General features: G+C 71.5%; 24 protein-coding genes. 14 read left to right on the top strand and 10 right to left on the bottom strand.

The genetic code is table 11. The features are described 5' to 3' along the window. Positions 1–25 precede the first annotated feature (25 nt). Together MKK55_RS24695 and rnhA are read left to right on the top strand one after the other, a co-directional pair. Positions 26–991, top strand: a complete 966-nt coding sequence (locus MKK55_RS24695; RefSeq protein ID WP_243938131.1) for a homoserine kinase — start codon at positions 26–28, stop codon at positions 989–991. Next, positions 988–1,458 carry a ribonuclease HI gene (rnhA, locus tag MKK55_RS24690; protein WP_147728442.1) on the top strand — a complete coding sequence of 157 codons (471 nt, stop codon included), beginning with the start codon at positions 988–990 and terminating at the stop codon, positions 1,456–1,458. The genes MKK55_RS24695 and rnhA overlap by 4 nt, the downstream gene beginning before the upstream one ends. A gap of 20 nt (positions 1,459–1,478) precedes the next feature. Here rnhA and MKK55_RS24685 read toward each other — a convergent pair whose 3' ends face one another. Together MKK55_RS24685 and MKK55_RS24680 are read right to left on the bottom strand one after the other, a co-directional pair. Further along, positions 1,479–2,120, bottom strand: a complete 642-nt coding sequence (locus MKK55_RS24685) for a DedA family protein (RefSeq protein ID WP_243938129.1) — start codon at positions 2,118–2,120, stop codon at positions 1,479–1,481. Positions 2,121–2,229: 109 nt separating this feature from the next. Then, on the bottom strand, positions 2,230–2,712 hold the full coding sequence (locus tag MKK55_RS24680) for a peroxiredoxin (protein ID WP_147728447.1): 483 nt from the start codon (positions 2,710–2,712) through the stop codon (positions 2,230–2,232). A 479-nt stretch (positions 2,713–3,191) separates the two neighbouring features. Here MKK55_RS24680 and MKK55_RS24675 point away from each other — a divergent pair, with 479 nt between their 5' ends. Together MKK55_RS24675 and MKK55_RS24670 are read left to right on the top strand one after the other, a co-directional pair. Continuing rightward, positions 3,192–3,464: a hypothetical protein gene (locus tag MKK55_RS24675; RefSeq protein WP_243938127.1), complete on the top strand. Its 273-nt coding sequence runs from the start codon at positions 3,192–3,194 to the stop codon at positions 3,462–3,464. Between the two features lie 64 nt (positions 3,465–3,528). Further along, the gene (locus MKK55_RS24670) at positions 3,529–4,146 is read left to right on the top strand and encodes a YqgE/AlgH family protein (RefSeq protein ID WP_243938125.1); all 618 of its coding nucleotides are present in this window, start codon (positions 3,529–3,531) and stop codon (positions 4,144–4,146) included. 79 nt (positions 4,147–4,225) lie between these two features. Here the strand turns inward: MKK55_RS24670 and MKK55_RS24665 are convergent, their stop codons facing one another. The 4 genes from MKK55_RS24665 to MKK55_RS24650 form a co-directional block, all read right to left on the bottom strand. Then, the gene (locus tag MKK55_RS24665) at positions 4,226–4,858 is read right to left on the bottom strand and encodes a TadE/TadG family type IV pilus assembly protein (RefSeq protein ID WP_243938123.1); all 633 of its coding nucleotides are present in this window, start codon (positions 4,856–4,858) and stop codon (positions 4,226–4,228) included. Between the two features lie 16 nt (positions 4,859–4,874). Further along, positions 4,875–5,543: a TadE/TadG family type IV pilus assembly protein gene (locus MKK55_RS24660; RefSeq protein WP_243938121.1), complete on the bottom strand. Its 669-nt coding sequence runs from the start codon at positions 5,541–5,543 to the stop codon at positions 4,875–4,877. Between the two features lie 11 nt (positions 5,544–5,554). Then, complete coding sequence (locus MKK55_RS24655; protein ID WP_147729039.1) at positions 5,555–6,646, bottom strand: pilus assembly protein TadG-related protein; 1,092 nt, start codon at positions 6,644–6,646, stop codon at positions 5,555–5,557. A 308-nt stretch (positions 6,647–6,954) separates the two neighbouring features. After that, a complete protein-coding gene (locus MKK55_RS24650) occupies positions 6,955–7,659 on the bottom strand; it encodes a GntR family transcriptional regulator (protein ID WP_243938119.1) in 705 nt (234 codons plus the stop codon). Between the two features lie 156 nt (positions 7,660–7,815). Here MKK55_RS24650 and MKK55_RS24645 point away from each other — a divergent pair, with 156 nt between their 5' ends. The 4 genes from MKK55_RS24645 (at position 7,816) to MKK55_RS24630 (ending at position 12,540) form a co-directional block, all read left to right on the top strand. Continuing rightward, positions 7,816–9,114, top strand: coding sequence for an MFS transporter (locus tag MKK55_RS24645; protein ID WP_243938117.1), 1,299 nt, complete (start codon positions 7,816–7,818; stop codon positions 9,112–9,114). Between the two features lie 42 nt (positions 9,115–9,156). After that, the gene (locus MKK55_RS24640) at positions 9,157–10,233 is read left to right on the top strand and encodes a tartrate dehydrogenase (RefSeq protein WP_147727964.1); all 1,077 of its coding nucleotides are present in this window, start codon (positions 9,157–9,159) and stop codon (positions 10,231–10,233) included. A gap of 209 nt (positions 10,234–10,442) precedes the next feature. Further along, positions 10,443–11,720 (top strand): polyhydroxyalkanoate depolymerase, encoded by a 1,278-nt coding sequence (locus MKK55_RS24635; RefSeq protein ID WP_243938219.1) that lies wholly within the window; start codon positions 10,443–10,445, stop codon positions 11,718–11,720. 85 nt (positions 11,721–11,805) lie between these two features. After that, positions 11,806–12,540 (top strand): M48 family metallopeptidase, encoded by a 735-nt coding sequence (locus tag MKK55_RS24630; protein WP_147727963.1) that lies wholly within the window; start codon positions 11,806–11,808, stop codon positions 12,538–12,540. A 207-nt stretch (positions 12,541–12,747) separates the two neighbouring features. On the opposite strand, the gene MKK55_RS24625 is transcribed toward MKK55_RS24630, so the two are convergent. Next, a complete protein-coding gene (locus MKK55_RS24625) occupies positions 12,748–13,122 on the bottom strand; it encodes a hypothetical protein (RefSeq protein ID WP_147727962.1) in 375 nt (124 codons plus the stop codon). A 276-nt stretch (positions 13,123–13,398) separates the two neighbouring features. Between MKK55_RS24625 and MKK55_RS24620 the strand changes: the two genes are divergently transcribed. From MKK55_RS24620 to MKK55_RS24605, 4 genes are all read left to right on the top strand, one after another. Next, positions 13,399–13,935, top strand: coding sequence for an invasion associated locus B family protein (locus tag MKK55_RS24620; RefSeq protein ID WP_243938115.1), 537 nt, complete (start codon positions 13,399–13,401; stop codon positions 13,933–13,935). Positions 13,936–13,952: 17 nt separating this feature from the next. Further along, positions 13,953–14,606 carry a hypothetical protein gene (locus tag MKK55_RS24615; protein ID WP_147859469.1) on the top strand — a complete coding sequence of 218 codons (654 nt, stop codon included), beginning with the start codon at positions 13,953–13,955 and terminating at the stop codon, positions 14,604–14,606. Positions 14,607–14,796: 190 nt separating this feature from the next. After that, entirely contained in the window at positions 14,797–16,629 is a 1,833-nt protein-coding gene (locus MKK55_RS24610) for a glycosyltransferase family 2 protein (protein ID WP_243938217.1), read from the top strand. Positions 16,630–16,631: 2 nt separating this feature from the next. Next, complete coding sequence (locus MKK55_RS24605; protein ID WP_243938114.1) at positions 16,632–18,380, top strand: glycosyltransferase family 2 protein; 1,749 nt, start codon at positions 16,632–16,634, stop codon at positions 18,378–18,380. On the opposite strand, the gene purC is transcribed toward MKK55_RS24605, so the two are convergent. Then, complete coding sequence (gene purC / locus MKK55_RS24600) at positions 18,328–19,122, bottom strand: phosphoribosylaminoimidazolesuccinocarboxamide synthase (RefSeq protein WP_147728905.1); 795 nt, start codon at positions 19,120–19,122, stop codon at positions 18,328–18,330. The two genes, MKK55_RS24605 and purC, sit on opposite strands and share 53 nt — an antisense overlap. 329 nt (positions 19,123–19,451) lie before the next feature. After that, the gene (gene nth, locus MKK55_RS24595; protein ID WP_147728906.1) at positions 19,452–20,180 is read right to left on the bottom strand and encodes an endonuclease III; all 729 of its coding nucleotides are present in this window, start codon (positions 20,178–20,180) and stop codon (positions 19,452–19,454) included. Between the two features lie 20 nt (positions 20,181–20,200). Here nth and MKK55_RS24590 point away from each other — a divergent pair, with 20 nt between their 5' ends. Both MKK55_RS24590 and MKK55_RS24585 read left to right on the top strand, forming a co-directional pair. Continuing rightward, positions 20,201–20,722, top strand: coding sequence for a DUF2244 domain-containing protein (locus MKK55_RS24590; protein ID WP_147728907.1), 522 nt, complete (start codon positions 20,201–20,203; stop codon positions 20,720–20,722). Between the two features lie 75 nt (positions 20,723–20,797). Continuing rightward, a complete protein-coding gene (locus MKK55_RS24585) occupies positions 20,798–22,288 on the top strand; it encodes an amidase (protein ID WP_243938112.1) in 1,491 nt (496 codons plus the stop codon). A gap of 10 nt (positions 22,289–22,298) precedes the next feature. Here the strand turns inward: MKK55_RS24585 and MKK55_RS24580 are convergent, their stop codons facing one another. Beyond that, the gene (locus MKK55_RS24580) at positions 22,299–22,541 is read right to left on the bottom strand and encodes a hypothetical protein (protein WP_147729926.1); all 243 of its coding nucleotides are present in this window, start codon (positions 22,539–22,541) and stop codon (positions 22,299–22,301) included. Positions 22,542–22,796: the final 255 nt, after the last annotated feature.

Below are 22,796 nucleotides of genomic sequence, written 5' to 3'. Positions count from 1 at the left end.
TGAAGATCCGTAGAAAAGAAGCGCCGTGGCCGTCTACACCGAGGTATCCGACGCGGCGCTGACCGACTTCCTCGCCGATTACGAGATCGGCGGGCTGCTCTCCTACAAGGGCATCGCGGAAGGGGTCGAGAACACCAACTTCTTCCTGCACACCACCGGCGGCGCCTACATCCTCACCCTGTACGAGAAGCGGGTGCGGGCCGGCGACCTGCCGTTCTTCATCGGCCTGATGGAGCACCTGGCGAGCCGCGGGCTGGCCTGCCCGCAGCCGATCCGCAACCGCGACGGCACGGCGCTCGGCACCCTGTGCGACCGCCCGGCGGCGATCGTCAGCTTCCTCGACGGGGTCTCGGTGAAGGCGCCGACCGCGCATCACTGTGCCGAGCTCGGACGCGCCCTGGCCCGGCTCCATGCGGCGGGCGCCGATTTCGGCATGCGTCGCGACAACAGCCTCTCGGTCGGCGCCTGGCGGGGGCTGTTCGACCAAGCCGAGCGCCAGGCCGACGACGTCGCGCCCGGGCTCGCCGCGCGCACCCGCGACGACCTCGCCCTGCTCGAGGCGCGCTGGCCGGCGAACCTGCCCGGCGGGGTGATCCACGCGGATCTCTTCACCGACAACGTGTTCTTCATCGGCGACGGGTTGTCGGGGCTGATCGACTTCTACTTCGCCTGCACCGACGCCTTCGCCTACGACCTCGCGATCTGCCTCAACGCGTGGTGCTTCTCTCCTGAGGGCACCTACCACCGCGACATGGGCGCGGCGCTGATCGCCGGCTACGAGGCGGTGCGCCCGCTGGAGGCCGCCGAGATCGAGGCCCTGCCGATCCTGTGCCGCGGCGCGGCGCTGCGGTTCATGCTGACGCGGCTGGTCGACTGGCTGAACGTGCCGCCCGGCGCCCTGGTGCAGCCGAAGGACCCGCGCGAGTACGACCGCCGCCTGAGCTTCCACCGGCAGGCCGCGGACGCCTCGGCCTACGGATGGTCGCGATGAGCGAGGCGGCGACCGACGCGGCCCCCACCCGGGTCAAGATCTACACGGACGGGGCCTGCTCGGGGAATCCCGGCCCCGGCGGCTGGGGCGCGATCCTGATCTACGGCGACACGCGCCGCGAGATCTCGGGGGGCGAGGCGCACACCACCAACAACCGCATGGAGCTGCTCGCCGCGATCGAGGCGCTGGAGACGCTCAAGCGTCCCTGCCGCGTCGACGTGTTCACCGATTCGCAGTACCTGCGCCAGGGCGTCACCAGCTGGATCCACGGCTGGAAGGCGCGGGGCTGGCGCACCGCCGACAAGAAGCCGGTGAAGAACGAGGACCTGTGGCGCCGCATCGACGCGGCGCGCACCCGCCACACGGTCGAGTGGCACTGGGTCAAGGGCCACGCCAGCGACCCGCTGAACAACCGCGTCGACGCGCTGGCGGTGGCCGCGATGGCGCCGTTCAAGACCCGCCGCTGAGGGGGGAGGACCCGCGCCCCTCAGGCGAGCGGGCCGGGGATCGCGCGCTCGGCTTCGGCGAGCAGCCGCGTCTCGTGGCGGCGCACGAACAGCCACAGGGCCAGGCCGCCGAAGATCACCAGGGCCAGCAGCGCCAGCCCGACGGGGCCGGCGATCTGCTCGATTGAGCGGCCGCAATAGTAGGAGCCCAGCCCCATGCTGGTCGCCCAGGCGAGGCCGCCGAGCCCGTTGAACAGCATGAAGCGGCGGGCATCGAGCCGGTTCACCCCGGCGAGCAGCGCCGCGTAGGCGCGCAGCATCGCGGTGAAGCGACCGAAGAACACGATCTTCCCGCCGTGCTCGCGGAACAGGTACTGCCCGAGCTTGAGCCGGCCGTGGTCGAGGGCGATCACGCGGCCGTAGCGCAGCAGCAGCGGCATGCCCCAGCGCCGGCCGACCCAGTAGCCGAGGTTGTCGCCGATGATCGCGGCGGCGGCCGCGGCGGCGATGATCAGCGCGATGTTGAGGTTGCCGGTGCTGCCGGCATAGACGGCCGAGGAGATCAGCACGGTCTCGCCCGGCATCGGCACGCCGGCGCTCTCCAGGGTGATGATGACGAAGATCGCGACGTAGCCGTAGGACGCGATCAGGTCGGCGATCGGCAGTTCGTGCAGGAAGGACATGCGGCCCCTGGGGTTGATCGGGCCGCAATTCGCAACGGGAAGGTGGCCATTCGAGGGCGCATGTCCGGCCTTGGGCCGGCGCGCCCTCCCAGGGGCGTCCCCGCCGGGCTCAGATCACCTTGAGCAGCGCCTCGGCGCTCGAGGTCTCGGCCTTCGAGGGCGATTCCTCGACGTTGAGGACGCGCACCACGCCGTCCTCGACCAGCATCGCGTAGCGCTTGGAGCGGATGCCGAGGCCGAAGCCGCTGCCGTCCATCTCCAGGCCGAGACCCTTGGCGAAGTCGCCGTTGCCGTCGGCGAGGAACTCGAGGCCTTCCGCGCCGCTGGCCTTCGACCACGCGTCGAGCACAAACACGTCGTTGACCGAGGTGACCGCGATGGCGTCGACGCCGCGCGCGAGGATCGCGTCCTTGTTGTTGACGAAGCCCGGCAGGTGGTTGCGGTGGCAGCTCGGGGTGAAGGCGCCCGGCACGCCGATCAGCACGACGCGGCGGCCCTTGAACACGTCGTCCGTGGTCTTGGCGAGGGGGCCCTCGGGGCCGGTGATGCGGAAGGTGGCCTGGGGCAGGTGATCGCCGACCTGAATCGTCATGTTGGACCGTTCCTCGCGCATCGCGGCATCGCGCCGCTTCGGATCGGCGGTGACGTAGCGCGGCCCGCGGGGGCTGTCGAGCGAGGCGGCGCGCGCAAGGGCGATCGCCAGGGTGATCGCAGGGATGGCGCCGCGGGGTCGGGATGCGGTCGCCGGTTCGGGCCGCGCGCCTCGGCGCACCGCCTTCGCCCGCGCGCGCTCCAGGCGCGCCAGCTCCCGGCCGGGCCGGAACAGGAGGATGCGGACGAGGGTCCGCGTCCCCGCCGCCCCGATCGCCGCCTGCGCCGCGATGCAGGCATCGACCGTCGTCGCGACATCGCGATGCGAATTCATCCCTCCTCGATACGGGTTTGACGCGCGGCCCGGAACCATCGAGCTGTCGTGCCATCATCCGATAGTTTTTGTCGGACGTAGATCGGTTACGCTGACCGCAAGGCCGACTGTAAAACTGATTTCTGATCATCCGATCGGTGATGCGCATGGGTTCCGAATCCGTCGCAGGTTCCGGCCGAGCGGCCGCCAGGCTGGCGGAGATCGCCCGGTCCCTCGCGATCCCGGTCTCCGCCTTCGACGACCCGCGCGCCTGCCCGCTCGGCGACACGGCGGAGCTGCTTCGCCTGTGGCAGGGGATCGACGACCCGCTGCTGCGCGCGCGCGTGCTCGCTCATGTGCTCGCTTCGGCGCCGGCGACCGCCGAAGGAAGGGGAGCGCGGCCGGACCGGGCGACGCCGGAGCGCGACCCGCCCGCGTGACCGGCGACACCCGCACGGCGTTTTGTCCGCTGGACATCGGGGGGGCGGAGCGTAGCATGCGCGGATGCCCAGGCCTTCGATACCGATGCCCGATTCCGGCGATCCCACCTACCTCGACGGCCAGTTCCTCGTGGCGATGCCGGGGATGACGGATGCGCGCTTCGCCCGCTCCGTCATCTACGTCTGCGCGCACTCCGCCGACGGCGCGATGGGCATCATCGTCAACAAGCCGGTCACCGACCTGTCGATGCCTGACCTCCTGGTGCAGCTCGACGTGGCGGGCGAGGCCGACGCAATCCGCCTGCGCGAGCGCGTCGGCCACATGCCGGTGCTGATGGGCGGCCCGGTCGAGGGCAAGCGCGGCTTCGTGCTCCACACCGACGACTTCCACATCGACCAGTCGACGCTGATCATCGACGACGGAATCTGCCTCACCGCCACCGTCGAGATCCTGCGCGCGATCGCGGCGGGGGACGGGCCGGCCAGCGCCGTGCTGGCGCTCGGCTATGCTGGCTGGCAGGCGGGCCAGCTCGAGAGCGAGATCATGGCCAACGGCTGGCTCAACTGCCCGGCCGACCCGGACCTGATCTTCCACGCCGACCTCGCCGGAAAGTACGACCGGGCGCTGCGCGGCAACGGCATCGACCCGGCGATGCTCTCGGTCAGCATGGGCCGGGCCTGACCGCGCGGTCCCGCCCGCGCGAAGGACCGGCTTTCGCGCGCCTTGCAGATCGGCGAGGCGCGCCCAGGTGCAAGCCTCGTCAGGTGCAGGCTTTGCCGCCGGGCATGACGACCTCGTTGTAGGTCGACTTGGCGGGCTGGCCGCCGCGGACCGGCCAGGGCACGTTGGCCTTGAACGTGAACTGGTTGTTGGCCCCGCCGATGAAGCGGATCAGGTTGCTGCCGAGCAGCGGCGCGTAGGGAACGCTCACCTCGGCCAGCACGTAGCGCATGCCGCCGATCTGGAAGCCGTCGGGAACGGTGAGGTCGGCCGCCGTCCCGAGCCCGCGGGCCGTGCCGTTGCTCGTGGCGTAGCTGGAGCAGACCTTGGGACGCTGGCCGCCGCCGTCGGCGTACACGCCGAGCGCGCTGACCACGATGCTGGCCGAGCCGCTGGCATAGGGCGTGAGGACGAGCTTGGCCGAGGCCAGGATGTCGGTCATCGTGGCGGTCGCCATCGGTGTCGCGGCGTCGCCCTGCGCGGTGAGATCCGCGACCGTCCGCGCCAGGAGCGTGACCTTCCGGTAATGGTCGATCGCACGCGCGAATTCCGAGATGCCGAGCGAGATCGTCAGCAGGATCGGAAGGACGAGCGCGAACTCGATCGCCGAGACGCCGCGGGCATCGGATCCGAAGCCGGACGACGATGCCGGCCGATCGGCCGTCCGCAGCATCGCCCGGTTCCTCGGCCTAGCAGCTCTTGCTGGAAGACGTGTCATAGGGTTCGGTTCGAAACACCGCCGTGGATTGAAGCAGGCGCGAGCCGTCGCCGAAGCTCGGCAGGCTCGCGTAGAGGAAGCCGAACGCGACGCGTTGCTTGACGGCCGCGGTGACGACGACGATCGATCCGGGCTGCGCGCACGCATAGTTCGAGCCGAAGCCTTTGGACCAGTCGCGCGTCTTTGTGTCCAACGGGGTCGGGATCGTGCTGCCGGCGAACGAGCTGCCCAGGGCCACGTCGAGCTTCAGGGTGTCGCAATCGAACACGGTGACGACGCGCGATGCGGTGGTGCCGCAGATCGCGGTCTTCATGGCGGCGAGCAGGGTGCCGGCGTCGCTCTGGCCCGCGTTCGAGGTCTGGAATTCTCCCGTGTAGATCGTCCGCCCGGCGCGTTGCAGCGCATCGTCGAGATCGCGCGAGGCCCAGATCAGCAGGGCCGTTTGCAGGACCATGGCCAGCAGGGCGATGAACGGCATCGCGACCAGCGCGAACTCGACGGCGCTGGCTCCGTCGCGCGCCGCCGGGAAGCGACGCAGGGCCGGGCCGGCCTTCCGCTGCCGATGACGAGGATGGCGGATCGCATCGACGACCATTCCCGGGCTCAGGGCAGGGGGTTCACGGGTCGGGCGGGCGTTCATGAAAACAACGCCTATTCCACGATCCGGAGCTTCTTGTCGGAGACTTTCGTCGTGGTCGGGCAGGAGACGACGATGCGGATGTCATCGTAGTCGCGATCGCTTCCCGCGCTCGGCGGCCGATCCTCCCACCCGTAATACATGTACTTCCCTTCGCTGCAGCTCGCGGTGGAGGTCGCCGGCGTATGGGTGGTGTTGTTGTTCGGCAGGATGCCGCCGTTGGACTTGTTCCGGCATTGGCTCAGGTTGTCGCAGACGATCGTCTCGAGGATCGGGTTCGAGACCATGTTGACCGTGGTCATGCTGCCGTTGGAATTGACGCGATAGCCCTTCATGCCCATCGTCTGAACGCGCAGGCCGGTGTCGATCATCGTATCGGTGTAGTATTGATACACCTCTTGATTGGGGTCGTCCCAGGCGGACTTGTTGCTGCGCCCGTTCCGGACGTTCCGCAGCATGTAGGACGGCGCCTCGTTGGCGCCGCAGGTCGGGGCCTTGTACTTGGAATAGTCCGACGGCGGCGTCGCGTTGTCGGCGATCGGCACCGGGATCGTGCGGCCCTTGTCGGCGGAGGCCTGCCGGGCCGGGTCGGACGAATAGCAGTAGATGTAGATCCGATTGTAGTCGGCGGCATCGGGAGACAGCTGGCTCACCGTCGGCGGAGCCGTCTCGTAGACGGGGGCGACGCGGTTGACCGTGGTCGCGGTCGCGACGGTGATCTGGCGCGGCATGCCGGGCAGCAGGTGCAGCAGGCTCGTCCGAAGCGTCGTCGAGATGGTCACGCGATAGTTCGCGCCGTCGATCCAGGTGCCGTTGATCTGGTAGCCGTTCGCCGCATTGGCCGTGCCGAGGCGGGACGTGAGCTGGGCGTTGGCGAGGCGGAAACCCTCGGCCGCCGCCGCGACCGTATCGGCGTTGGCGACGAGGAGCGCGGTCGCGTCCGCGACGCTGGCCGCGACGGCGCGGATGCGGACGGCATTGCCGTAGTCGATCGCGAGCCCGCCGGCGCCGAGCAGCAACGGCAGGCTCAGGGCGAAGATCACGACGACGTTGCCGCTCTGGTTTCGAGCCAGCGCTGGTCTCGCGCGCGACACGGCCCGACGCATCCGACATCTCCACACGCAACCCAGGCCCGAGATCACCGAGCCTGCAATCCACGGTGCATGTATAGAACCGCAATATTTAACGTGAAGTTGTTCCGCGCGAACGACCGTCCATGAGGCGTCATTGCTCGGTTCGATTTTCCGAAGACCGTAAAAAAGCGCTTAACGCACAGCAATGCGTCCCGATCTCATCGTTTCCGCGCCGAAACGAGGGGCCGGCGGTGGCGCGAAGGACGGCGTGAGACCGGGCGTCCACCGCCGCCTTCGTCCCCGGCGGGACCGAACGGCGCCGGGACACGGCCGCATTCGGGTCAGAGGTGCTTCAGCCCGAAGCTCTCGAGCAGCGGAAGCAGCTCGTCGCGGGCGCGCAGGCGGTGGCTCTGCGCGCGCTCCTGGGCCGCGGCGGCGTCGCCGAGGCGGATCGCCGCGACGATCCGCTCGTGCTCGGCGACCGAGGCTCCGAGCTCCCGGCGCAGCTTGAGCGTCAGCATGCGGGCGCGGTGCGACTGGTCGTTGATCGTCTGGTTGATCCGGATCATGCGGCCGTTGCCGGCGCGCTCGACCAGGGTGCGGTGGAAATCCTCGTCGGCATGGCCCCAGGCCGCGAGGTCGCCCGCCGCCCGGGCCTCGGCCATCGCGGTGGTGGCGGCGGCGAGCCGCGCCGCCGCCGCCTCGCGCTCCGCTTCCGGCAGGCCCGCGATCAGCGCCGCCGCCCGCCCCTCGACCGCGATCACCACGTCGTAGATCTCGCGCATGTCGGCCGGCGCCAGCGCGCAGATGACGATGCCCTTGCGCGACAGGATCCGGACGAGGCCGTCCTCCTGCAGGCGGATGGCGGCCTCGTGGACCGGCGTCCGGCTCATGCCGAGGCGCAGCGCGATCTCCTGCTCGGAGGCCTGGTACCCGGGCGGAAACCGCGATTCGCGGATCTCCTCCTTCATCGCCGCATAGGCGTCGTCGACGAGGGAGGGGCGCCTGTCGCCCTCCTCGGCCTTCTCCGCACGCACCCGAACCATCACGACCTCCCACCGCGGCGCAGGCCTATCAGCTTCCATGGAGGCTGCAATGCAGGCTTGACGCGCCCGCCTGCAATATCTTACCACATGCCATCTTGCATGGAAGTTGGCACTGAAGACCGACACGATCGCCGGAGCCCATCCGAGGAGGACACGATGGACCGCTCGCTCGAGCAGGCAACCATGCGCCGGGTCGCGTGGCGCCTGGTGCCGTTTATCTGCCTGCTGTACTTCGTCGCCTTCATCGACCGGGTGAACATCGGCTTCGCCGCCCTGACGATGAACAAGGACCTCGGCTTCACCTCGGCGGTGTTCGGCTTCGGCGCCGGGGTGTTCTTCTTCGGATACTTCCTGTTCGAGGTGCCCTCGAACTACATCCTCGACAAGGTCGGCGCGCGCCTGTGGATCGCCCGGGTGATGATCACCTGGGGGATGCTGTCGGGGGCCTTCGCCTTCATCCAAGGCGAGACCAGCTTCTACGTGCTGCGCTTCCTGCTCGGCGCGGCGGAAGCCGGGTTCTTTCCCGGCATCATCCTCTACCTGACCTACTGGTTCCCGGCCCGCTACCGCGCGGCGGTGGTCTCGCTGTTCATGGCGGCGGCGCCGATCTCGGTGCTGCTCGGCTCGCCGCTCTCCAGCGCGCTCCTGGAGATGGAGGGCCTCCTCGGCCTGCACGGCTGGCAGTGGATGTTCATCGTCGAGGCGGTGCCGGCCGTGATCCTCGGGGTCGTCGTGCTGTTCTACCTCACCGACCGGCCCGAGAAGGCGACGTGGCTCGCCGACGACCAGCGCGCCTGGCTCGTCGCGGAGATGGACGCCGAGCGCGCCGGCAAGCGGGTGCACGCCAAGCACGGCCTCATGGCCGGGATCACCGACATCCGCGTGCTGGCGCTCGCGCTGATCTACTTCGGCACCTCCGCCGGCCTCTACACGCTCGGCATCTGGGCGCCGCAGATCATCAGGAGCTTCGGCCTGTCGACGCTGGCGGTCGGCTTCCTCAATGCCGTGCCGCCGACGATCGCGGTGGTCGCGATGATTCTGTGGGCGCGCCATTCCGACCGGACCGGCGAGCGCACCTGGCACGTGGTCGTCGCCTGCCTCGTCGCGGCGGCCGGCCTGATGCTGGCCGGCGGCGCCGCCTCGACGCTGGCGGTCGTCGCGGCCCTGAGCCTCGTCAACGTCGGCATCAGCTCGGCCAAGCCCCCGCTCTGGGCGATGCCGACGATGTTCCTGTCCGGCTCGGCCGCGGCGGTGGGCATCGCCACGATCAACGCGATCGGCAACCTCGGCGGCTTCGTCGGCCCCTGGGCGATCGGCTGGATCAAGGACCGCACCGGCAGCTTCACCGGCGGCCTGGTCTTCGTGGCGGCGCTCCTCGTCCTCTCGGCCGTCCTCACGCTCGTCGTCGCCCGTTCCGGGCGGCGGGCCGAGCCGGCCGGCGCCACCGCGCGCTAGAACCCCGCTCGATCCGCGCACCGCATCCCACGGAGACCCGTCATGACCACCTACAGAATCGCCGCCATTCCCGCCGACGGCATCGGCATCGAAGTCATCGCCGCCGGCATCGAGGTGCTCGACGCGCTCGCCGAGAAGGCCGGCAGCTTCGATTTCCGGTTCGACCACTTCGACTGGGGCTCGGACTACTACAAGCGCCACGGCGTGATGATGCCCGCCGACGGGCGCGACCAGATCCGCCACCACGACGCGATCTTCTTCGGCGCCGTCGGCGCGCCCGACGTGCCCGACCACATCACGCTCTGGGGCCTCAGGCTCGCGATCTGCCAGCCCTTCGACCAGTACGCCAACGTCCGCCCGACCCGGATCCTGCCCGGCATCACCTCGCCGCTGCGCCACGTGTCGGGGCCGGAGCTCGACTGGGTGATCGTGCGCGAGAACTCGGAAGGCGAGTATGCGGGCGTCGGCGGGCGCGTGCACCAGGGCCATCCGAACGAGGTCGCCACCGACGTCTCGATGATGACCCGCTCCGGGGTCGACCGGATCATCCGCTACGCCTTCAAGCTCGCGCAGTCGCGCCCGCGCAAGCTCCTGACCGTGGTGACGAAGTCGAACGCCCAGCGCCACGCCATGGTGATGTGGGACGAGATCGCAGCGGAGGTCGCCCGGGACTTTCCCGACGTGACCTGGGACAAGATGCTGGTCGACGCCATGACCATGCGCATGACGATGAAGCCGCAGACGCTCGACACCATCGTCGCGACCAACCTCCACGCCGACATCCTCTCGGACCTCGCCGCGGCGCTCGCCGGCTCGCTCGGCATCGCGCCGACCGCCAACATCAACCCGGAGCGCACCTACCCGTCGATGTTCGAGCCGATCCACGGCTCGGCCTTCGACATCACGGGCAAGGGCATCGCCAACCCGATCGCCACCTTCTGGACCGCGTGCCAGATGCTGGAGCATCTCGGCGAGGCGCCGGCGGCCGACCGGCTGATGCGCGCGGTCGAGCGCGTCACCGCCGACCCGAGCCTGCACACGCCGGACCTCGGCGGCACCGCCACCACGCGCCAGGTCACCGACGCGGTCATCGCCGCGATCCGCGGCGACAACGCGTAGGTCGTTCGGGGGGGCGGGAAGCACCGCCCCGCCCCTCTCCCGTCCGGGAGAGGGGACCCGCGCCTCGACCACGCCGTGTCGCGTAACGAGCCGAGGACCATCGCATCACGTCCGCGCGACGGGCCTTCACCGGAACCATCGCCCGGGTAAGGTGGTTGCCTGCAACGCCCGACGGCCGCGTCCGGGCGAAGGAGCGTTCGATGGCCCGGATGGATCTCGCCTACACCGCCTTCGAGGGCATGCGGTTCCTGATGGCGCCGGCGCGCATGGCCGCCGACATGGCGCGGTTCGGCCTGCAGAACCCGGCCAACCCGCTCGCCTACTCGCCCTACGCCCGCTCGATGGCGGCCGGCTGCGAGATGTTCGAGCGGGCCACCCGCCGCTACGGCAAGCCGGCCTTCGGGCTGTCCGAGACCGTCGTCGACGGCGTCGCCGTGCCGGTGACCGAGCGGATCGTGTGGGAGCGGCCGTTCTGCCGGGTGATCGCGTTCGAGCGTGCCTTCGCGACCCCGCCGGCCAGCCCGCAGCCGAAGCTCCTCGTGGTCGCGCCGATGTCGGGCCACTACGCGACGCTGCTGCGCGGCACCGTCGAGGCGATGCTGCCGAACCACGACGTCTTCGTCACCGACTGGTCGGATGCGCGCATGGTGCCGCTGCTCGCCGGCCGGTTCGATCTCGACAGCTACATCGACTATTGCAAGGCGATCTTCGCCGCGCTCGGGCCGGACCTGCACGTGATGGCCGTGTGCCAGCCCGCGGTGCCGGTGCTGGCGGCGATCGCGGTGATGGAGGCCGCGGGCGATCCCGGCGTGCCGGTCTCGATGACCCTGATGGGCGGGCCGATCGACACCCGCCGCTCGCCCACCGCCGTGAACTGCATGGCGCAGGAGCGCGGGCAGGCCTGGTTCGAGACCAACACGATCTCCTACGTGCCGCCGATCCATCCGGGCGCGTGGCGGGCGGTCTATCCGGGCTTCCTGCAGCTCTCGGGATTCATGGCGATGAACCTCGACCGGCACGTGACGGCCCATTCCGACATGTTCGACCATCTCGTGAAGGGCGACGGCGATTCGGCGGAGAAGCACCGCGAGTTCTACGACGAGTACCTGGCGGTGATGGACCTGACGGCCGAGTTCTACCTCCAGACCGTCGAGACGGTGTTCGTGAACCACGACCTGCCCAAGGGCACGATGCGCCACCGCGGCGTGCCGGTCGACCTGACGGCGATCCGCCGCTGCGCGATCCTCGCGGTCGAGGGCGAGAACGACGACATCTCCGGCGTCGGCCAGACGCTCGCCGCCCTCGACCTGACGCCGAACCTGCCCCAGGAGCGCAAGGCCTACCACCTGCAGCCGGGCGTCGGGCATTACGGCGTGTTCAACGGCTCGCGCTACCGCACGATCATCGCCCCGCGGATCGCCGCCTTCGTGCGCGCGATGCAGGGGCTTCCGGCCGACGCCGCGGCGCCGATTCAGCTCGCGAGCTGAGCGGCGCTTCCGACGGGGCGAAAACGCGCCGGAATCTGGCGTCGCCGCCCTGGAGGGGCGGCGGCCACGCAGCTAGACTGGCACCATGCCCTTCGCGCTGCTGCGACGCCCCGATCCCGACCATCTCGATATCGTGCATGACGGCGAGACCTACCGCGTCGCGGTGCGTCGGCGCCCGACCGCGCGGCGCCTGACGCTGCGGGTCTCGGCCGCCACCGGCGAGGTGGTGATCACCCTGCCGGCCCGCAGCGCGATCAGCACCGCCCAGCGCTTCGCCGTGAGCCACGGCGGCTGGATCGCCGCGCGCCTCGCCCGCGTGCCCGAGCGGGTGCCGTTCGCGGAGGGCGCGATGGTGCCCCTGCGCGGCGTGCCGCACCGGATCGTGCGGCGGGGCTCGCGCAGCGGCATCACCCGGATCGAGGCCGACGCGGCCGAGCCGGTGCTGTCGGTCTCCTGCGGGCCCGAGCACGTCGCCCGCCGGGTGCAGGCCTTCCTCGACGGGGAGGTGCGCCGCGACCTCGCGCGTGCGGTGGCGCACTACACGGCCAAGCTCGGCCAGGGCCCGGTGCGGATCACGGTGCGCGACACGCGCAGCCGCTGGGGCTCGTGCACCGCCGGCGGCGCCTTGAACTTCTCCTGGCGCCTGATCCTCGCGCCGCCCGTCGTGCTCGACTACCTCGTCGCCCACGAGATGGCGCACCTGCGCGAGATGAACCATTCGGCCCGGTTCTGGACGCTGCTCGGCCAGCTCTGCCCCGAGGTCGACGCGGCCGAGGCCTGGCTCAAGCGCAACGGCACGGCGCTGCATCGCTACGGGTGAGGGTGCGGATCGCGGACCGAGGACGCGCCATTCCACCGGTCCCTCCCCGTCATCCCGGGGCCGCGCAGCGGAGCCCGGAATCCAGAGCCGCGACGGCGCATACGGGAACACGACCTGCGGTTCTGGATCCCGGGCTCGCCTTCGGCGCCCCGGAATGACGGGAAGGAGCGAGAAACCGCGTGGGCGAACGGTGCGGCTTCGCGAATCTCACCCCTTCGCGCGCAGCACCCGCTCGCGCGAGACCCGTTCCGCCGGCCAGGCCGGGCGGGGGTCGACCTCGCCGGGATCGAGGGTGCGCGGGGCGACGCTGTCGCAGAGCTCGCGCTGGCGCACGACGATCGGGTTGCCGAATTCGTCGCGGCGACGGATCAGCCCGCCCTCGCGGCAGAAGCCGGCGATGGCGGCGTTGCCGTTGCGGCGGCCGTAGGGGTTCACCTCCACCGGCGGATGCTCGACCGTGAGCAGGCCGCTGCGGTTGAGCGAGCGCTCGACGTAGGTCGTCTCGCCGATCGGAAGCGGCTCGGCCGTCGCCGCGACGCCGGTGGCGCCGAGCAGCAGGACCGTCAGGGCGAGGACACGCATGGCGCCGGCTCTCGTGTGATGATGCATCGCTGCGATATCTAGGTCGCGGCGCGTCCCGGCGATAGCGCATTGTGGCAACATTCGGTCCGCACGGTGTCCGGCCGCCGCGTTTCGGGCCCGGGCGGGACGAGGCGGCGCTGAGGCCCGCGCGTTTGCCGCGGGCGCCGGCGCGGCTCGCTTGACAGCGCCGGGCCCCGCATGGTCGGAACACCCGGGTTTTCGGCAAGGCCTCCCGCCCGCAACGGGCCCGGGGGGGCGCTCGTGAAGGGATCGTCGGTGCGGCTGCACAGGAGTTTCGACCGTGTCAGGCGCCTGTCGTCGGCGCTGGCAACCGTGGCCCTCGCCGGCGGCCTGCTGGGCGGCCTCGGCGGCGCGGCGCAGGCGCAGGGCATGGTGCGCAAGACCTTCGAGGACTGGCAGCTGCGCTGCGAGACCCCGGCCGGCGCCAAGGCCGAGCAATGCGCCATGGTGCAGTACCTCGCCGCCGAGGACCGCCCGAACCTCACCTTGGTGGTCATCGTGCTGAAGACCGCCGACAACCGCGGCTACCTGCTGCGGGTGGTCGCGCCGCTCGGCGTGCTGCTGCCGTCGGGCCTCGGGCTGAAGATCGACCAGACCGACGTCGGCCGCGCCGGCTTCGTGCGCTGCCTCACCACCGGCTGCGTCGCCGAGGTGGTGATGGACGAGGGCCTCGTGCGCCAGTTCAAGGCCGGCACGCAGGCGACCTTCATCGTGTTCCAGACGCCGGAAGAGGGCGTCGGCATCCCGCTGTCGATGAAGGGCTTCGCGGCCGGGTTCGACAGCCTGAAGTGAGCATCGGGAGGCGCGGCATGATCGGGGCTTTGGGGATCGGGCGAACGGCCCTCTGCGGGCTCGCCCTCGCGCTCGGCGCGGCGCCCGCGGGTGCCGAGGAGGGCAACATCTTCTCCAACCTGCTCAAGTACGGCGGCACCACCGTGCCGCCGTCGCAGCCCAAGGAGCTCGAGGCGCCCAACTGCCCGACCGTCGACGTGCCGGACGGCGGCGCCGCGCTCACCAACCCGGCCGGCGCCACCGGCGCCGGCATCCGCAGCCAGGTCTCCCTCGGGCGCATCGCCCGCGAGTGCACCCGGCGCGCGGACGGGTCGATCACGGTCAAGGTCGGCATCGAGGCCCGCGTCCTGCTCGGCCCCTCCGGCGCGCCCGGCCGGTTCGACGTGCCCTTCACCATCGCGATCAAGCACGACGACAAGACCGTCAGCACCCGCACCCGCCGCGTCGCGGTCTCGGTCGGGTCGGGCGAGGCCCAGGGCTTCGCCACGGTGGTGGAGGACGACATCCCCGTGCCGGCCGCCGTGAGCGCCGACTACGAGATCGTCGTCGGCCTGGGCGGCGCCCCGAAGGCGGCGGCGGCGAAGCCGAAACCCCGCCGCCGCGCGCCGGTGGCCCAGGCCCCGTCCGAGGCGCCCTCCGAAGCTCCGGCCGAGGCGGGCGCCGCGCAGTGAAGCCCAAGCCGGGAGACGGCCCGTTCCGCGCCTGACCGCCCGGCTCGACCTCGGGCGCGCGACCGCGTTCCACTGCGTGCCGGCGGCCGACCCGGTCTTCGACCGCCGCCTCGTGCTGCCGGAGATCGGCCGCGGCGGCTGGGTCGTCCTGACCTATCGCGAGCCGCCGACCGCCCGGCCGCGCCGGCCGATGCTGCGCCTGATCCGCGCCGAGGGCGCGCAGGACGTGGTGCTGCCCGGCGTCGCGCAGCCCTGCGCCCACTGGCTCGGCCTGCTCCCGGACGACCTCCGCGAGATCCGCCTCGCCGCCGGACCCGGCTTCGTGCTGGAGCGCGTCGGCCGCCGCACCGAGGCGAGCCTGTTCCTGCAAGCGCTCGCGACCCGGCCGCTCCGCGCCGTCTCCGCCCTCTACGAACGCCTGCGCGGCGACGAGCGCCGCTATCGCGACACCCTCCGCGGGACCTGCGCGGTGACGCCGCGCGCGCGGTTCTCGGATTGGGCGGCGGACCGCGCCCTCCCTCCGCCCTCCCCCGAAGGCGGGGGAGGGAAGGGGGCGTTCGGCATGATCTGCGTGCTCGTCCTGGCCGACGCGGATGCCGAAAGCCTCGCCGCGACGCTCGCGAGCCTGCGCGCGCAGACCCATCCCGACTGGCGCGCGATCGTCCTGCACGCCGCCGCCTTGCAGGCCACGCCCGACGACCCTCGCATCGCGCACGAGGCCTGGCGCGACGATCGCGGCCTCGGGGATGTCCTCGGAATCGCGCCCCTCTGCCTGCTCCGCGCCGGCGACCGGCTGAGGCCCGAGGCGCTCGCTCAGCTCTTCGCGGAGATCGGCACCGCCGACCTGATCTACGCCGACGAGCTGCGCGACGGCGCGCCCCGGCTGAAACCGGATTGGAGCCCGGATCTCGCCCGCACCACCGGCTACCAGGGCCGGCCGTGGCTCGCCGCGCCGGCCCTGCTCCCGCGCCTTCCCGAAGACCCGGCCGGGGCGATCGCGGCGTTTCCGCTCGCCCTCGACCTGTGGCTCGGCGCGCGCGCGACCCGTGTGGCGCACCTCCCGCGCATCCTCGCCGAGACCACCGGGGCCGCGCCGGATGCCGCGCCGCGCGCCGCCGCGCTCGCCCGGCATCGCACCGACGCCGCCGAGCCGGCGATCCGCGACGGCGTCGTCGACCTGCTTTGGCCGCTGCCCGAGCCGGCGCCGCGCGTCAGCATCGTGATCCCGTCGCGCGACAGGCTCGACCTGATCGAGCGGGTCTGCCGCGGCGTGCTGCACGAGACCGCCTACCCTGCGATCGAGTGCGTGATCGTCGACAACGGCTCGACCGATCCGGCGGTGCTCGCTCACTACGACGCGCTCCGGCGCGATCGGCGGGTGCGGATCGTCGCGTTCGATGCGCCCTTCAACTTCTCGGCGATGGTCAATGCCGGGGTGGCGGCCGCGACCGGCGCCGTCGTCGTGCTGCTCAACAACGACGTGGCGGTGCTGCACCCGGATTGGCTCGACGCGATGGTCCGGCAGGCGCTGCGGCCGGAGGTCGGCGCGGTCGGCGCCAAGCTGCTCTACGCGAACGGCACGTTGCAGCATGCCGGCGTCGTCGTCGGGCTCGGCGGGCGGGCCGGGCACATCCTGCGCAAGCGCCCCGCGGGCAGCCCCGGCCGTCTCGGGCAGATGCGGGTCGCGCACGAGGTCTCGGCCGTCACCGCCGCGTGCCTCGCTGTTTCACGGGAAAACTATCGGGCGGTCGGCGGCTTCGACGCGGAGGCGTTCCCGGTCGATTTCAACGACGTGGATTTCTGCCTCCGCCTCGGGGCGGCCGGTTGCAAGACGGTGTGGACGCCGGCCGCCACCCTGGCCCACCTCGAATCGGTGAGCCGCGGCCCGTCGGTGGGCGCCAAGCGCATCCGGTTCGAGGCGGAGGCCGCCCGCTTCACCGAGCGCTGGCGCGACGTGATCCGGCACGATCCGTTCTATCATCCCGCCCTGTCGCTCACGACCTTTGGCGAGGACCTGGAATAGCCATGGCTGGCTCGGGCACGCGCGCCGTCGCCGCCACCCTGGCGCGTCATCCGCGGCGGACCTTCGCGATCCTCTGGGCCCGCCTCACCGGCCGGCGCCTGCGCGCGCGCCAGCAATGCGCGGCCCTCGTCGGCATCGATCACCGCCTGGCGCTGCCGCCCGGGATCCTGGACCGGTTTCCGACCGAGCCCGTCCCGTCCGACGATCCCGACCTCCGCCTGCTCACGGCACCGGGTCACGCGCTCGTCGCGGGCGCCCGCCGGGCCTTCGCCGCCGCCTTCGCCGCCGATCCGAGCCTGCACGCGCTCTACGGTGACGCGCTGGTCCAGGCTTCGCCCGGCGGCCCGGTGTTCCCGCTGCTGCGCCCGGCCTTCGATCCAGACTACCTGATGGCCGTCGATTGGCTCGGCCCGGTGCTCGCCGTGCGCCGGACGAGCCTTTGCGCGATCGCCGGCGGGGACGCGGAGATCTCGGCCCTCGACGCCGCCTTGCGCATCGTCGAGCGCTTCGGCCCGGACGCGATCGGGCACCTGCCGGGGATCGTGTCGGTTCGGATCGGGCCGGACCTCGCTTCCGACCGCGCGTCTTCCCTCCCCCCTCTGCGGGGGAGGGGACCCTCCGAAGGCGGGCGGGAGAGGGGAGCGACCGATCCGGCTACGGCGCTCCCCGCTCCCGACCCTCGCTCGCGCGAGGCCCACCCTCTCCCGCTTCAGGGCGAGGGAAGGCGGGGGCCGCGAGACGCCCATCTCGAAACCCGGCTCGCCAGCCTACGCCGCCACCTCGACCGCACTGGTCGGGCCGCGACCGGGCTGGCGCGCGAACCCGACGGCGTCGTCTCGGCCCTGCATCCGCTGCCCGATCCGCTTCCCCTGGTCAGCGTCATCGTCCCGACCCGCGACCGGGTCGATCTGCTGCGCGCGTGCCTCGACGGCCTGCGCACCCGCACCGACTGGCCGACCCTCGAGATCCTGATCGCCGACAACGACAGCCGCGCGCCCGAGACCCTGGCCTACTTCCGCGCCCTCGAAGGCGAGGGGGTGCGCGTCGTCGCCTGCCCGGGGCCGTTCGACTTCGCCGGCATGAACAACGCGGCCGCCGCGCTGGCGCGGGGCGCGCTGCTCGCCTTCGTCAACAACGACGTCGAGGCCTTCAGGCCGGATTGGCTCGGGCGGATGGTGCGCGAGGCGCTGCGGCCCGAGATCGGCGCGGTCGGCGCCAAGCTGCTCGACGGGGAGGGCCGGATCCAGCACGCCGGCATCGTGCTCGGCACCGGAGGCCTCGCCACCCACGCGCATCGGCACTTCCCCGGGGACGCCCCCGGCGACGGCATGCGCCTGCGGGCGACGCATGCGGTCTCGGCCGTCACCGCCGCCTGCCTCGTGGTCGAGGCGGCCAAGTTCCGCGCGGTCGGCGGCTTCGACGCCGCGCATTTCGCGGTCGACTTCAACGACGTCGACCTGTGCCTGCGCCTGAACGCGGCCGGCCACCGCACGCTGATGGTGCCAAGCGCGGTGCTGCATCACCGCGAGGGCGCGAGCCGTAGGCGCTCGCCGGAGGCCGAAAGCCGCCACGCCCGCGAGGTCGCGGCATTCAAAATGCGATGGGGGCCGCTGCTGGCGCAGGACCCCCATTATCATCCGGGCTTCGATCCCGATCTCTCGACCCACGCGCGGCTGCGCGCGGGCGCCGTCGACGGCCCTACTGGACCAGGCGCGGTCCGCCGGTCTGGACCTTCTCGTTCTCCGACATGATCCCGAGCCGCTTGGCGACCTCGGTATAGGCCTCGATCAGGCCGCCGAGATCCTTGCGGAAGCGGTCCTTGTCGAGCTTGTCGGCGGACTTGATGTCCCACAGCCGGCACGAATCCGGGGAGATCTCGTCGGCGACGACGATGCGCATCATGTCGCCCTCCCACAGGCGGCCGGTCTCGATCTTGAAGTCCACCAGGCGGATGCCGACGCCGAGGAACAGGCCCGACAGGAAGTCGTTGACGCGGATCGCCAGCGCCATGATGTCGTCGATCTCCTGGGGCGTCGCCCAGCCGAACGCGGTGATGTGCTCCTCCGACACCATCGGGTCGTTGAGCGCGTCGTTCTTGTAGTAGAACTCGATGATCGAGCGCGGCAGCTGGGTGCCCTCCTCGAGCCCGAGCCGCGTCGCCAGCGAGCCGGCGGCGACGTTGCGCACCACCACCTCGAGCGGGATGATCTCGACTTCGCGGATCAGCTGCTCGCGCATGTTGAGCCGGCGAATGAAATGGGTCGGCACGCCGATGTCGTTGAGGTGCTGGAAGACGAACTCCGAGATCCGGTTGTTCAGCACGCCCTTGCCGTCGATGATCTCGTGCTTCTTCGCGTTGAAGGCGGTCGCGTCGTCCTTGAAGTGCTGGATGAGCGTTCCCGGCTCCGGACCCTCGTAGAGGACCTTCGCCTTGCCCTCGTAGATGCGACGGCGGCGGTTCATAGGCGTGTACCGTGGTTTGAGGAAGTCCATCGGGCCGTGGCTCCTTGGCGACGAGACGTGCGCGGATTCCGCGGCGTTCAGACCTCGGGAGAGGTCGGGCCGCGGGCACATGTCATGGCTGGGAACCCCGGCGACCGTGCCGCAAACTACCCGAAGCGCGCTGGCAGCACAACGCGTTAGCCGGGTGGGGGATACGCGCGGCGCGCCTTCCTCGGCCTTGGTCGACGCCGGCGTTCGTCCGTCGCGCGCACGCTTCCCGCCCCCGCCTCGTCATCCCGGGCTCGCCTTCGGCGCCCCGGGATGGCGGGCGGGATGACGGGATGCCTTCCCCCTTGCAGGCCTCGCACCGGGGCGCCCCCTCACGCCGTCTTGTCCGGGTAGCGGCACAGGTCGGCGATCGGGCAGTTCGGGCAGTCGGGCTTGCGCGCCTTGCAGACGTAGCGGCCGAACAGGATCAGCCAGTGGTGGGCATTGAGGCGGAAGGGCTCGGGCACCAGCGCCTCCAGCCCGGCCTGGACCTTGTCGGTGGTGGCGGCGACCACCAGCGGGATGCGGTTGGCGACGCGGAAGATGTGGGTGTCGACCGCGATGCGGGCCTCGCCGAAGGCGACGTTGAGCACCACGCTCGCGGTCTTGGCGCCGACGCCGGGCAGCACCTGCAGCTCCGCTTGGCTGCGCGGAACCACCCCGCCGTGCTGCTCGACCAGGATGCGCGAGAGCGCGATCACGTTCTTCGCCTTGGTGTTGAACAGCCCGATCGTGCGGATGAAGTCGCGCACCCGGTCCTCGCCGAGCGCCAGCATCGCCTCCGGGGTGTCGGCGATCGCGAAGAGCGGCCCGGTCGCCCGGTTCACGCCGACGTCGGTCGCCTGGGCCGACAGCACCACCGCGACGAGCAGCGTGTAGGGGTTGAGGAACGTGAGCTCGGCCCGCGGCTCGGGATTGGCCGCCCGCAGGCGCGAGAAGATCGCGACGACGGCCTCGGGGCCGACCGGATCGGGCGCGCGGGTGGCGCGTGCGACGATCGGTCGGGCGAGCGTGCCCCCGATCGCGGCTTTCTTCACGGCGGGCGGCTTCCTGGCTGGCATCGTCGGGTTATATTGGTCCCATGGCGAGCGGCAACCTCCACGTCCACCCGGACGGCCTCGATCCCGATACCATCGACCGGCCGGTGTTCTCGGCCACCATCCGGCCGGCCCAGTCCCTGAGCCGTGCCGGCTTCAAGGTGGTGATGACGGGCTGCTGCCTGGTCTCGCTGGTGATCTCGGTGTGGTGCTGGCGCATGGGCTTCTGGCCGGTCGCCGGCTTCTTCGGCCTCGACATGCTGGCGATCTACGCCGCGCTCAAGGTCAGCTTCCGCCGCGGCCGCTCCTTCGAGGAGGTGATGATCTCCCAGCTCGAGATCCTGCTCACCCGCGTCAGCCACCGCGGCGAGCGCCACCAATGGCGCTTCAACCCGCTCTGGACCAAGCTCACCCAGGTCGAGGACGAGGAGTTCGGGTTGCAGCGCCTGACCCTGGTCTCGCGCCGGGAATACGTCGTCGTCGCCCGCGACGCCTCGCCCGACGAGCGCGCCCGCATCGCCCGCGGCCTCACCGGCGCGCTGGCGCAGGTGAAGAAGGGGTACTGACCGGGGCGCCGCGTGTCTCCCGGCCTCGCCGGCACGGAAGATGCCTCGTCCCCCACACCCCAGCGGATGACGCCCGTGCACGACACCTCCACCATCGACCGACGCGCCCTGCTCGGCGGGATCGCGACGGCTGCGGCCCTCGCGGCATCGCCCGCCCGGGCGGGCGGCACGAACGCGCTCACCGCCGCCTCCGCGAGCGCGCTGGCCGAGGCGATCCGCACCCGGCGGGTCACCGCCGCGGAGGTGGTCGAGGCGCATCTGGCCCGCATCGCTGCGGTCAACCCGCAGCTCAACGCCGTCGTGCAGCTCACCGCCGACTCCGCGCGGCGCGAGGCGGCGGCTGCCGACGCCGCCCTGGCGCGGGGCGAGGCGCCGAAACCGCTGCACGGCGTCCCGGTGACGATCAAGGACACGCTGGAGACCGCGGGCGTGGTCTGCACCGGCGGCACGCTGGGCCGGGCCGCCTACGTGCCGAAGGCCGACGCGACTGCGGTGGCCCGCCTTCGCGCGGCCGGCGCGATCGTGCTCGGCAAGACCAACGTGCCGGAGCTCGCCGGCGCGCTGGAGACCGACAACCTCGTCTACGGCCGCACCAACAACCCCTACGACCTCGCCCGCACGCCGGGCGGCAGCAGCGGCGGTGAGGCGGCGATCGTCGCGGCCGGCGGCTCGCCCCTCGGCCTCGGCACCGATGCCGGCGGCAGCATCCGCGTCCCGGCGCATTATTGCGGGCTGGCCGCGCTCAAGCCGACCTCGGGCCGCATCCCGCGCACCGGGCAGTTTCCCCGGCCGATGGGTGCCCGCAACAGCGTGTTCCACGTCAGCCTGATCGCCCGCCGCGTCGACGACCTCGCCCTCGCGCTGCCCATCGTCGCCGGGCCGGATTTTCGCGACTACACCATCGTCGACATGCCGTTGCGCGATCCGGACGCCGTTGGCCTGCGCGGGCTGAAGCTCGCCTTCTTCGACGACGACGGCGCCTCGGCCCCGACGCCGGAGATCGCGGCGGCCGTGCGCGCGGCGGCGAGGGCGTTCGCGGAGGCCGGCCTGACGGTCGAGGAGCGCCGCCTGCCGGAGTCCGAGACGGCGGCGGCGGTCTACTACGACATGACCCGCGGCGACGGGGGGGCCGGCACCCGGGCCTTCCTGCGCTCGATCGGGACCGAGCGGATCTCGCCGCTGTTCGAGCAGTCGCTCGGCACGCGCGCGGCGCCGGCCATGGCCGGCATCACCGAGGCGCTGGCGGCGTTCGCCCGCTGGGACGCGTTCCGCAACGCGCAGCTCGCCTTCCTGCAGGGCTACGACGCGGTGCTGTCGCCGGTGGCGCCCTACGTCGCGCCGGCGCACGGCACCAGCTTCGATCCGGCGCTGCAGCGCGGGGTCGGCTACGCCCAGAACCACAACCTCACCGGCTGGCCGGCGGTGGCGGTCCGCGTCGGCACCTCGCCCGAGGGGATGCCGATCGGGGTGCAGGTGGCGGCCCACCCGTGGCGCGAGGACGTAGCCCTCGCCCTCGGCCGTCATCTCGAGGCGAGCTTCGGGGGCTTCGCCCCGCCCGCGATCTGACCGGTCGTCCCTACGCGCCCGGCGCCCAGTCGATCGTCGGGCGCTGCGCCAGGATGCGGTCGAAGTAGTTGGCCACCGCCTGCGCCCCGTCCGCATGCATCATCGCCACCGGGTGGGCGAGATAGGCGCGGGCCAGCTCCAGCGGCATCTCGCCGGCCTTCAGCGCGTTGAGCACCGCATCGATGAAGGCGTCGTTGGCCTCGTTGAAATCGCTCGACAGCTTCTTGCGGTCGTTCAGGGCCTGGATCGCCATCGCGCATGCTCCGTGCCGCCCCCGCGGCGACGCGGTTCTACGGATGGAGGGGCCGATCGTTCCCGGAGAGGGCGCACCCGTCTCGGGATCGCTGGAGGGCCGTCCGGGCGGCCCGTCGTGGTTCTGTCGTCGAAATCGGAGAAAGTTCCGTTTTGGCTGTTGACGGGTGTCTGAGCGGTCCGTATACCCCTGTTCATCGAGACGGGGCGGCGGCGACGCGGTTCTGGACTTGGTCCACCGACATGACGAGCGATG

The organism is Methylobacterium sp. J-059, from assembly GCF_022829485.1.
GTDB lineage: Bacteria > Pseudomonadota > Alphaproteobacteria > Rhizobiales > Beijerinckiaceae > Methylobacterium.
The sequence above is the reverse complement of the archived record's forward strand: the minus strand, read 5'-3'. Positions and strand labels throughout refer to the sequence as shown.

Excerpts from the sequence above, each read along its gene's own strand:
- MKK55_RS24680 (WP_147728447.1), bottom strand. The coding sequence starts at position 2,712 with ATGACGATTCAGGTCGGCGATCACCTGCCCCAGGCCACCTTCCGCATC.
- MKK55_RS24660 (WP_243938121.1), bottom strand. The coding sequence starts at position 5,543 with ATGAACGCCCGCCCGACCCGTGAACCCCCTGCCCTGAGCCCGGGAATG.
- MKK55_RS24650 (WP_243938119.1), bottom strand. The coding sequence starts at position 7,659 with ATGGTTCGGGTGCGTGCGGAGAAGGCCGAGGAGGGCGACAGGCGCCCC.
- MKK55_RS24685 (WP_243938129.1), bottom strand. The coding sequence starts at position 2,120 with ATGTCCTTCCTGCACGAACTGCCGATCGCCGACCTGATCGCGTCCTAC.
- MKK55_RS24675 (WP_243938127.1), top strand. The coding sequence starts at position 3,192 with ATGGGTTCCGAATCCGTCGCAGGTTCCGGCCGAGCGGCCGCCAGGCTG.
- MKK55_RS24615 (WP_147859469.1), top strand. The coding sequence starts at position 13,953 with ATGATCGGGGCTTTGGGGATCGGGCGAACGGCCCTCTGCGGGCTCGCC.
- MKK55_RS24635 (WP_243938219.1), top strand. The coding sequence starts at position 10,443 with ATGGATCTCGCCTACACCGCCTTCGAGGGCATGCGGTTCCTGATGGCG.
- MKK55_RS24630 (WP_147727963.1), top strand. The coding sequence starts at position 11,806 with ATGCCCTTCGCGCTGCTGCGACGCCCCGATCCCGACCATCTCGATATC.
- MKK55_RS24590 (WP_147728907.1), top strand. The coding sequence starts at position 20,201 with ATGGCGAGCGGCAACCTCCACGTCCACCCGGACGGCCTCGATCCCGAT.
- MKK55_RS24580 (WP_147729926.1), bottom strand. The coding sequence starts at position 22,541 with ATGGCGATCCAGGCCCTGAACGACCGCAAGAAGCTGTCGAGCGATTTC.
- purC (WP_147728905.1), bottom strand. The coding sequence starts at position 19,122 with ATGGACTTCCTCAAACCACGGTACACGCCTATGAACCGCCGCCGTCGC.
- MKK55_RS24670 (WP_243938125.1), top strand. The coding sequence starts at position 3,529 with ATGCCCAGGCCTTCGATACCGATGCCCGATTCCGGCGATCCCACCTAC.
- MKK55_RS24625 (WP_147727962.1), bottom strand. The coding sequence starts at position 13,122 with ATGCGTGTCCTCGCCCTGACGGTCCTGCTGCTCGGCGCCACCGGCGTC.
- rnhA (WP_147728442.1), top strand. The coding sequence starts at position 988 with ATGAGCGAGGCGGCGACCGACGCGGCCCCCACCCGGGTCAAGATCTAC.
- MKK55_RS24640 (WP_147727964.1), top strand. The coding sequence starts at position 9,157 with ATGACCACCTACAGAATCGCCGCCATTCCCGCCGACGGCATCGGCATC.
- MKK55_RS24605 (WP_243938114.1), top strand. The coding sequence starts at position 16,632 with ATGGCTGGCTCGGGCACGCGCGCCGTCGCCGCCACCCTGGCGCGTCAT.
- MKK55_RS24665 (WP_243938123.1), bottom strand. The coding sequence starts at position 4,858 with ATGCTGCGGACGGCCGATCGGCCGGCATCGTCGTCCGGCTTCGGATCC.
- MKK55_RS24655 (WP_147729039.1), bottom strand. The coding sequence starts at position 6,646 with ATGCGTCGGGCCGTGTCGCGCGCGAGACCAGCGCTGGCTCGAAACCAG.
- nth (WP_147728906.1), bottom strand. The coding sequence starts at position 20,180 with ATGCCAGCCAGGAAGCCGCCCGCCGTGAAGAAAGCCGCGATCGGGGGC.
- MKK55_RS24645 (WP_243938117.1), top strand. The coding sequence starts at position 7,816 with ATGGACCGCTCGCTCGAGCAGGCAACCATGCGCCGGGTCGCGTGGCGC.
- MKK55_RS24610 (WP_243938217.1), top strand. The coding sequence starts at position 14,797 with ATGCTGCGCCTGATCCGCGCCGAGGGCGCGCAGGACGTGGTGCTGCCC.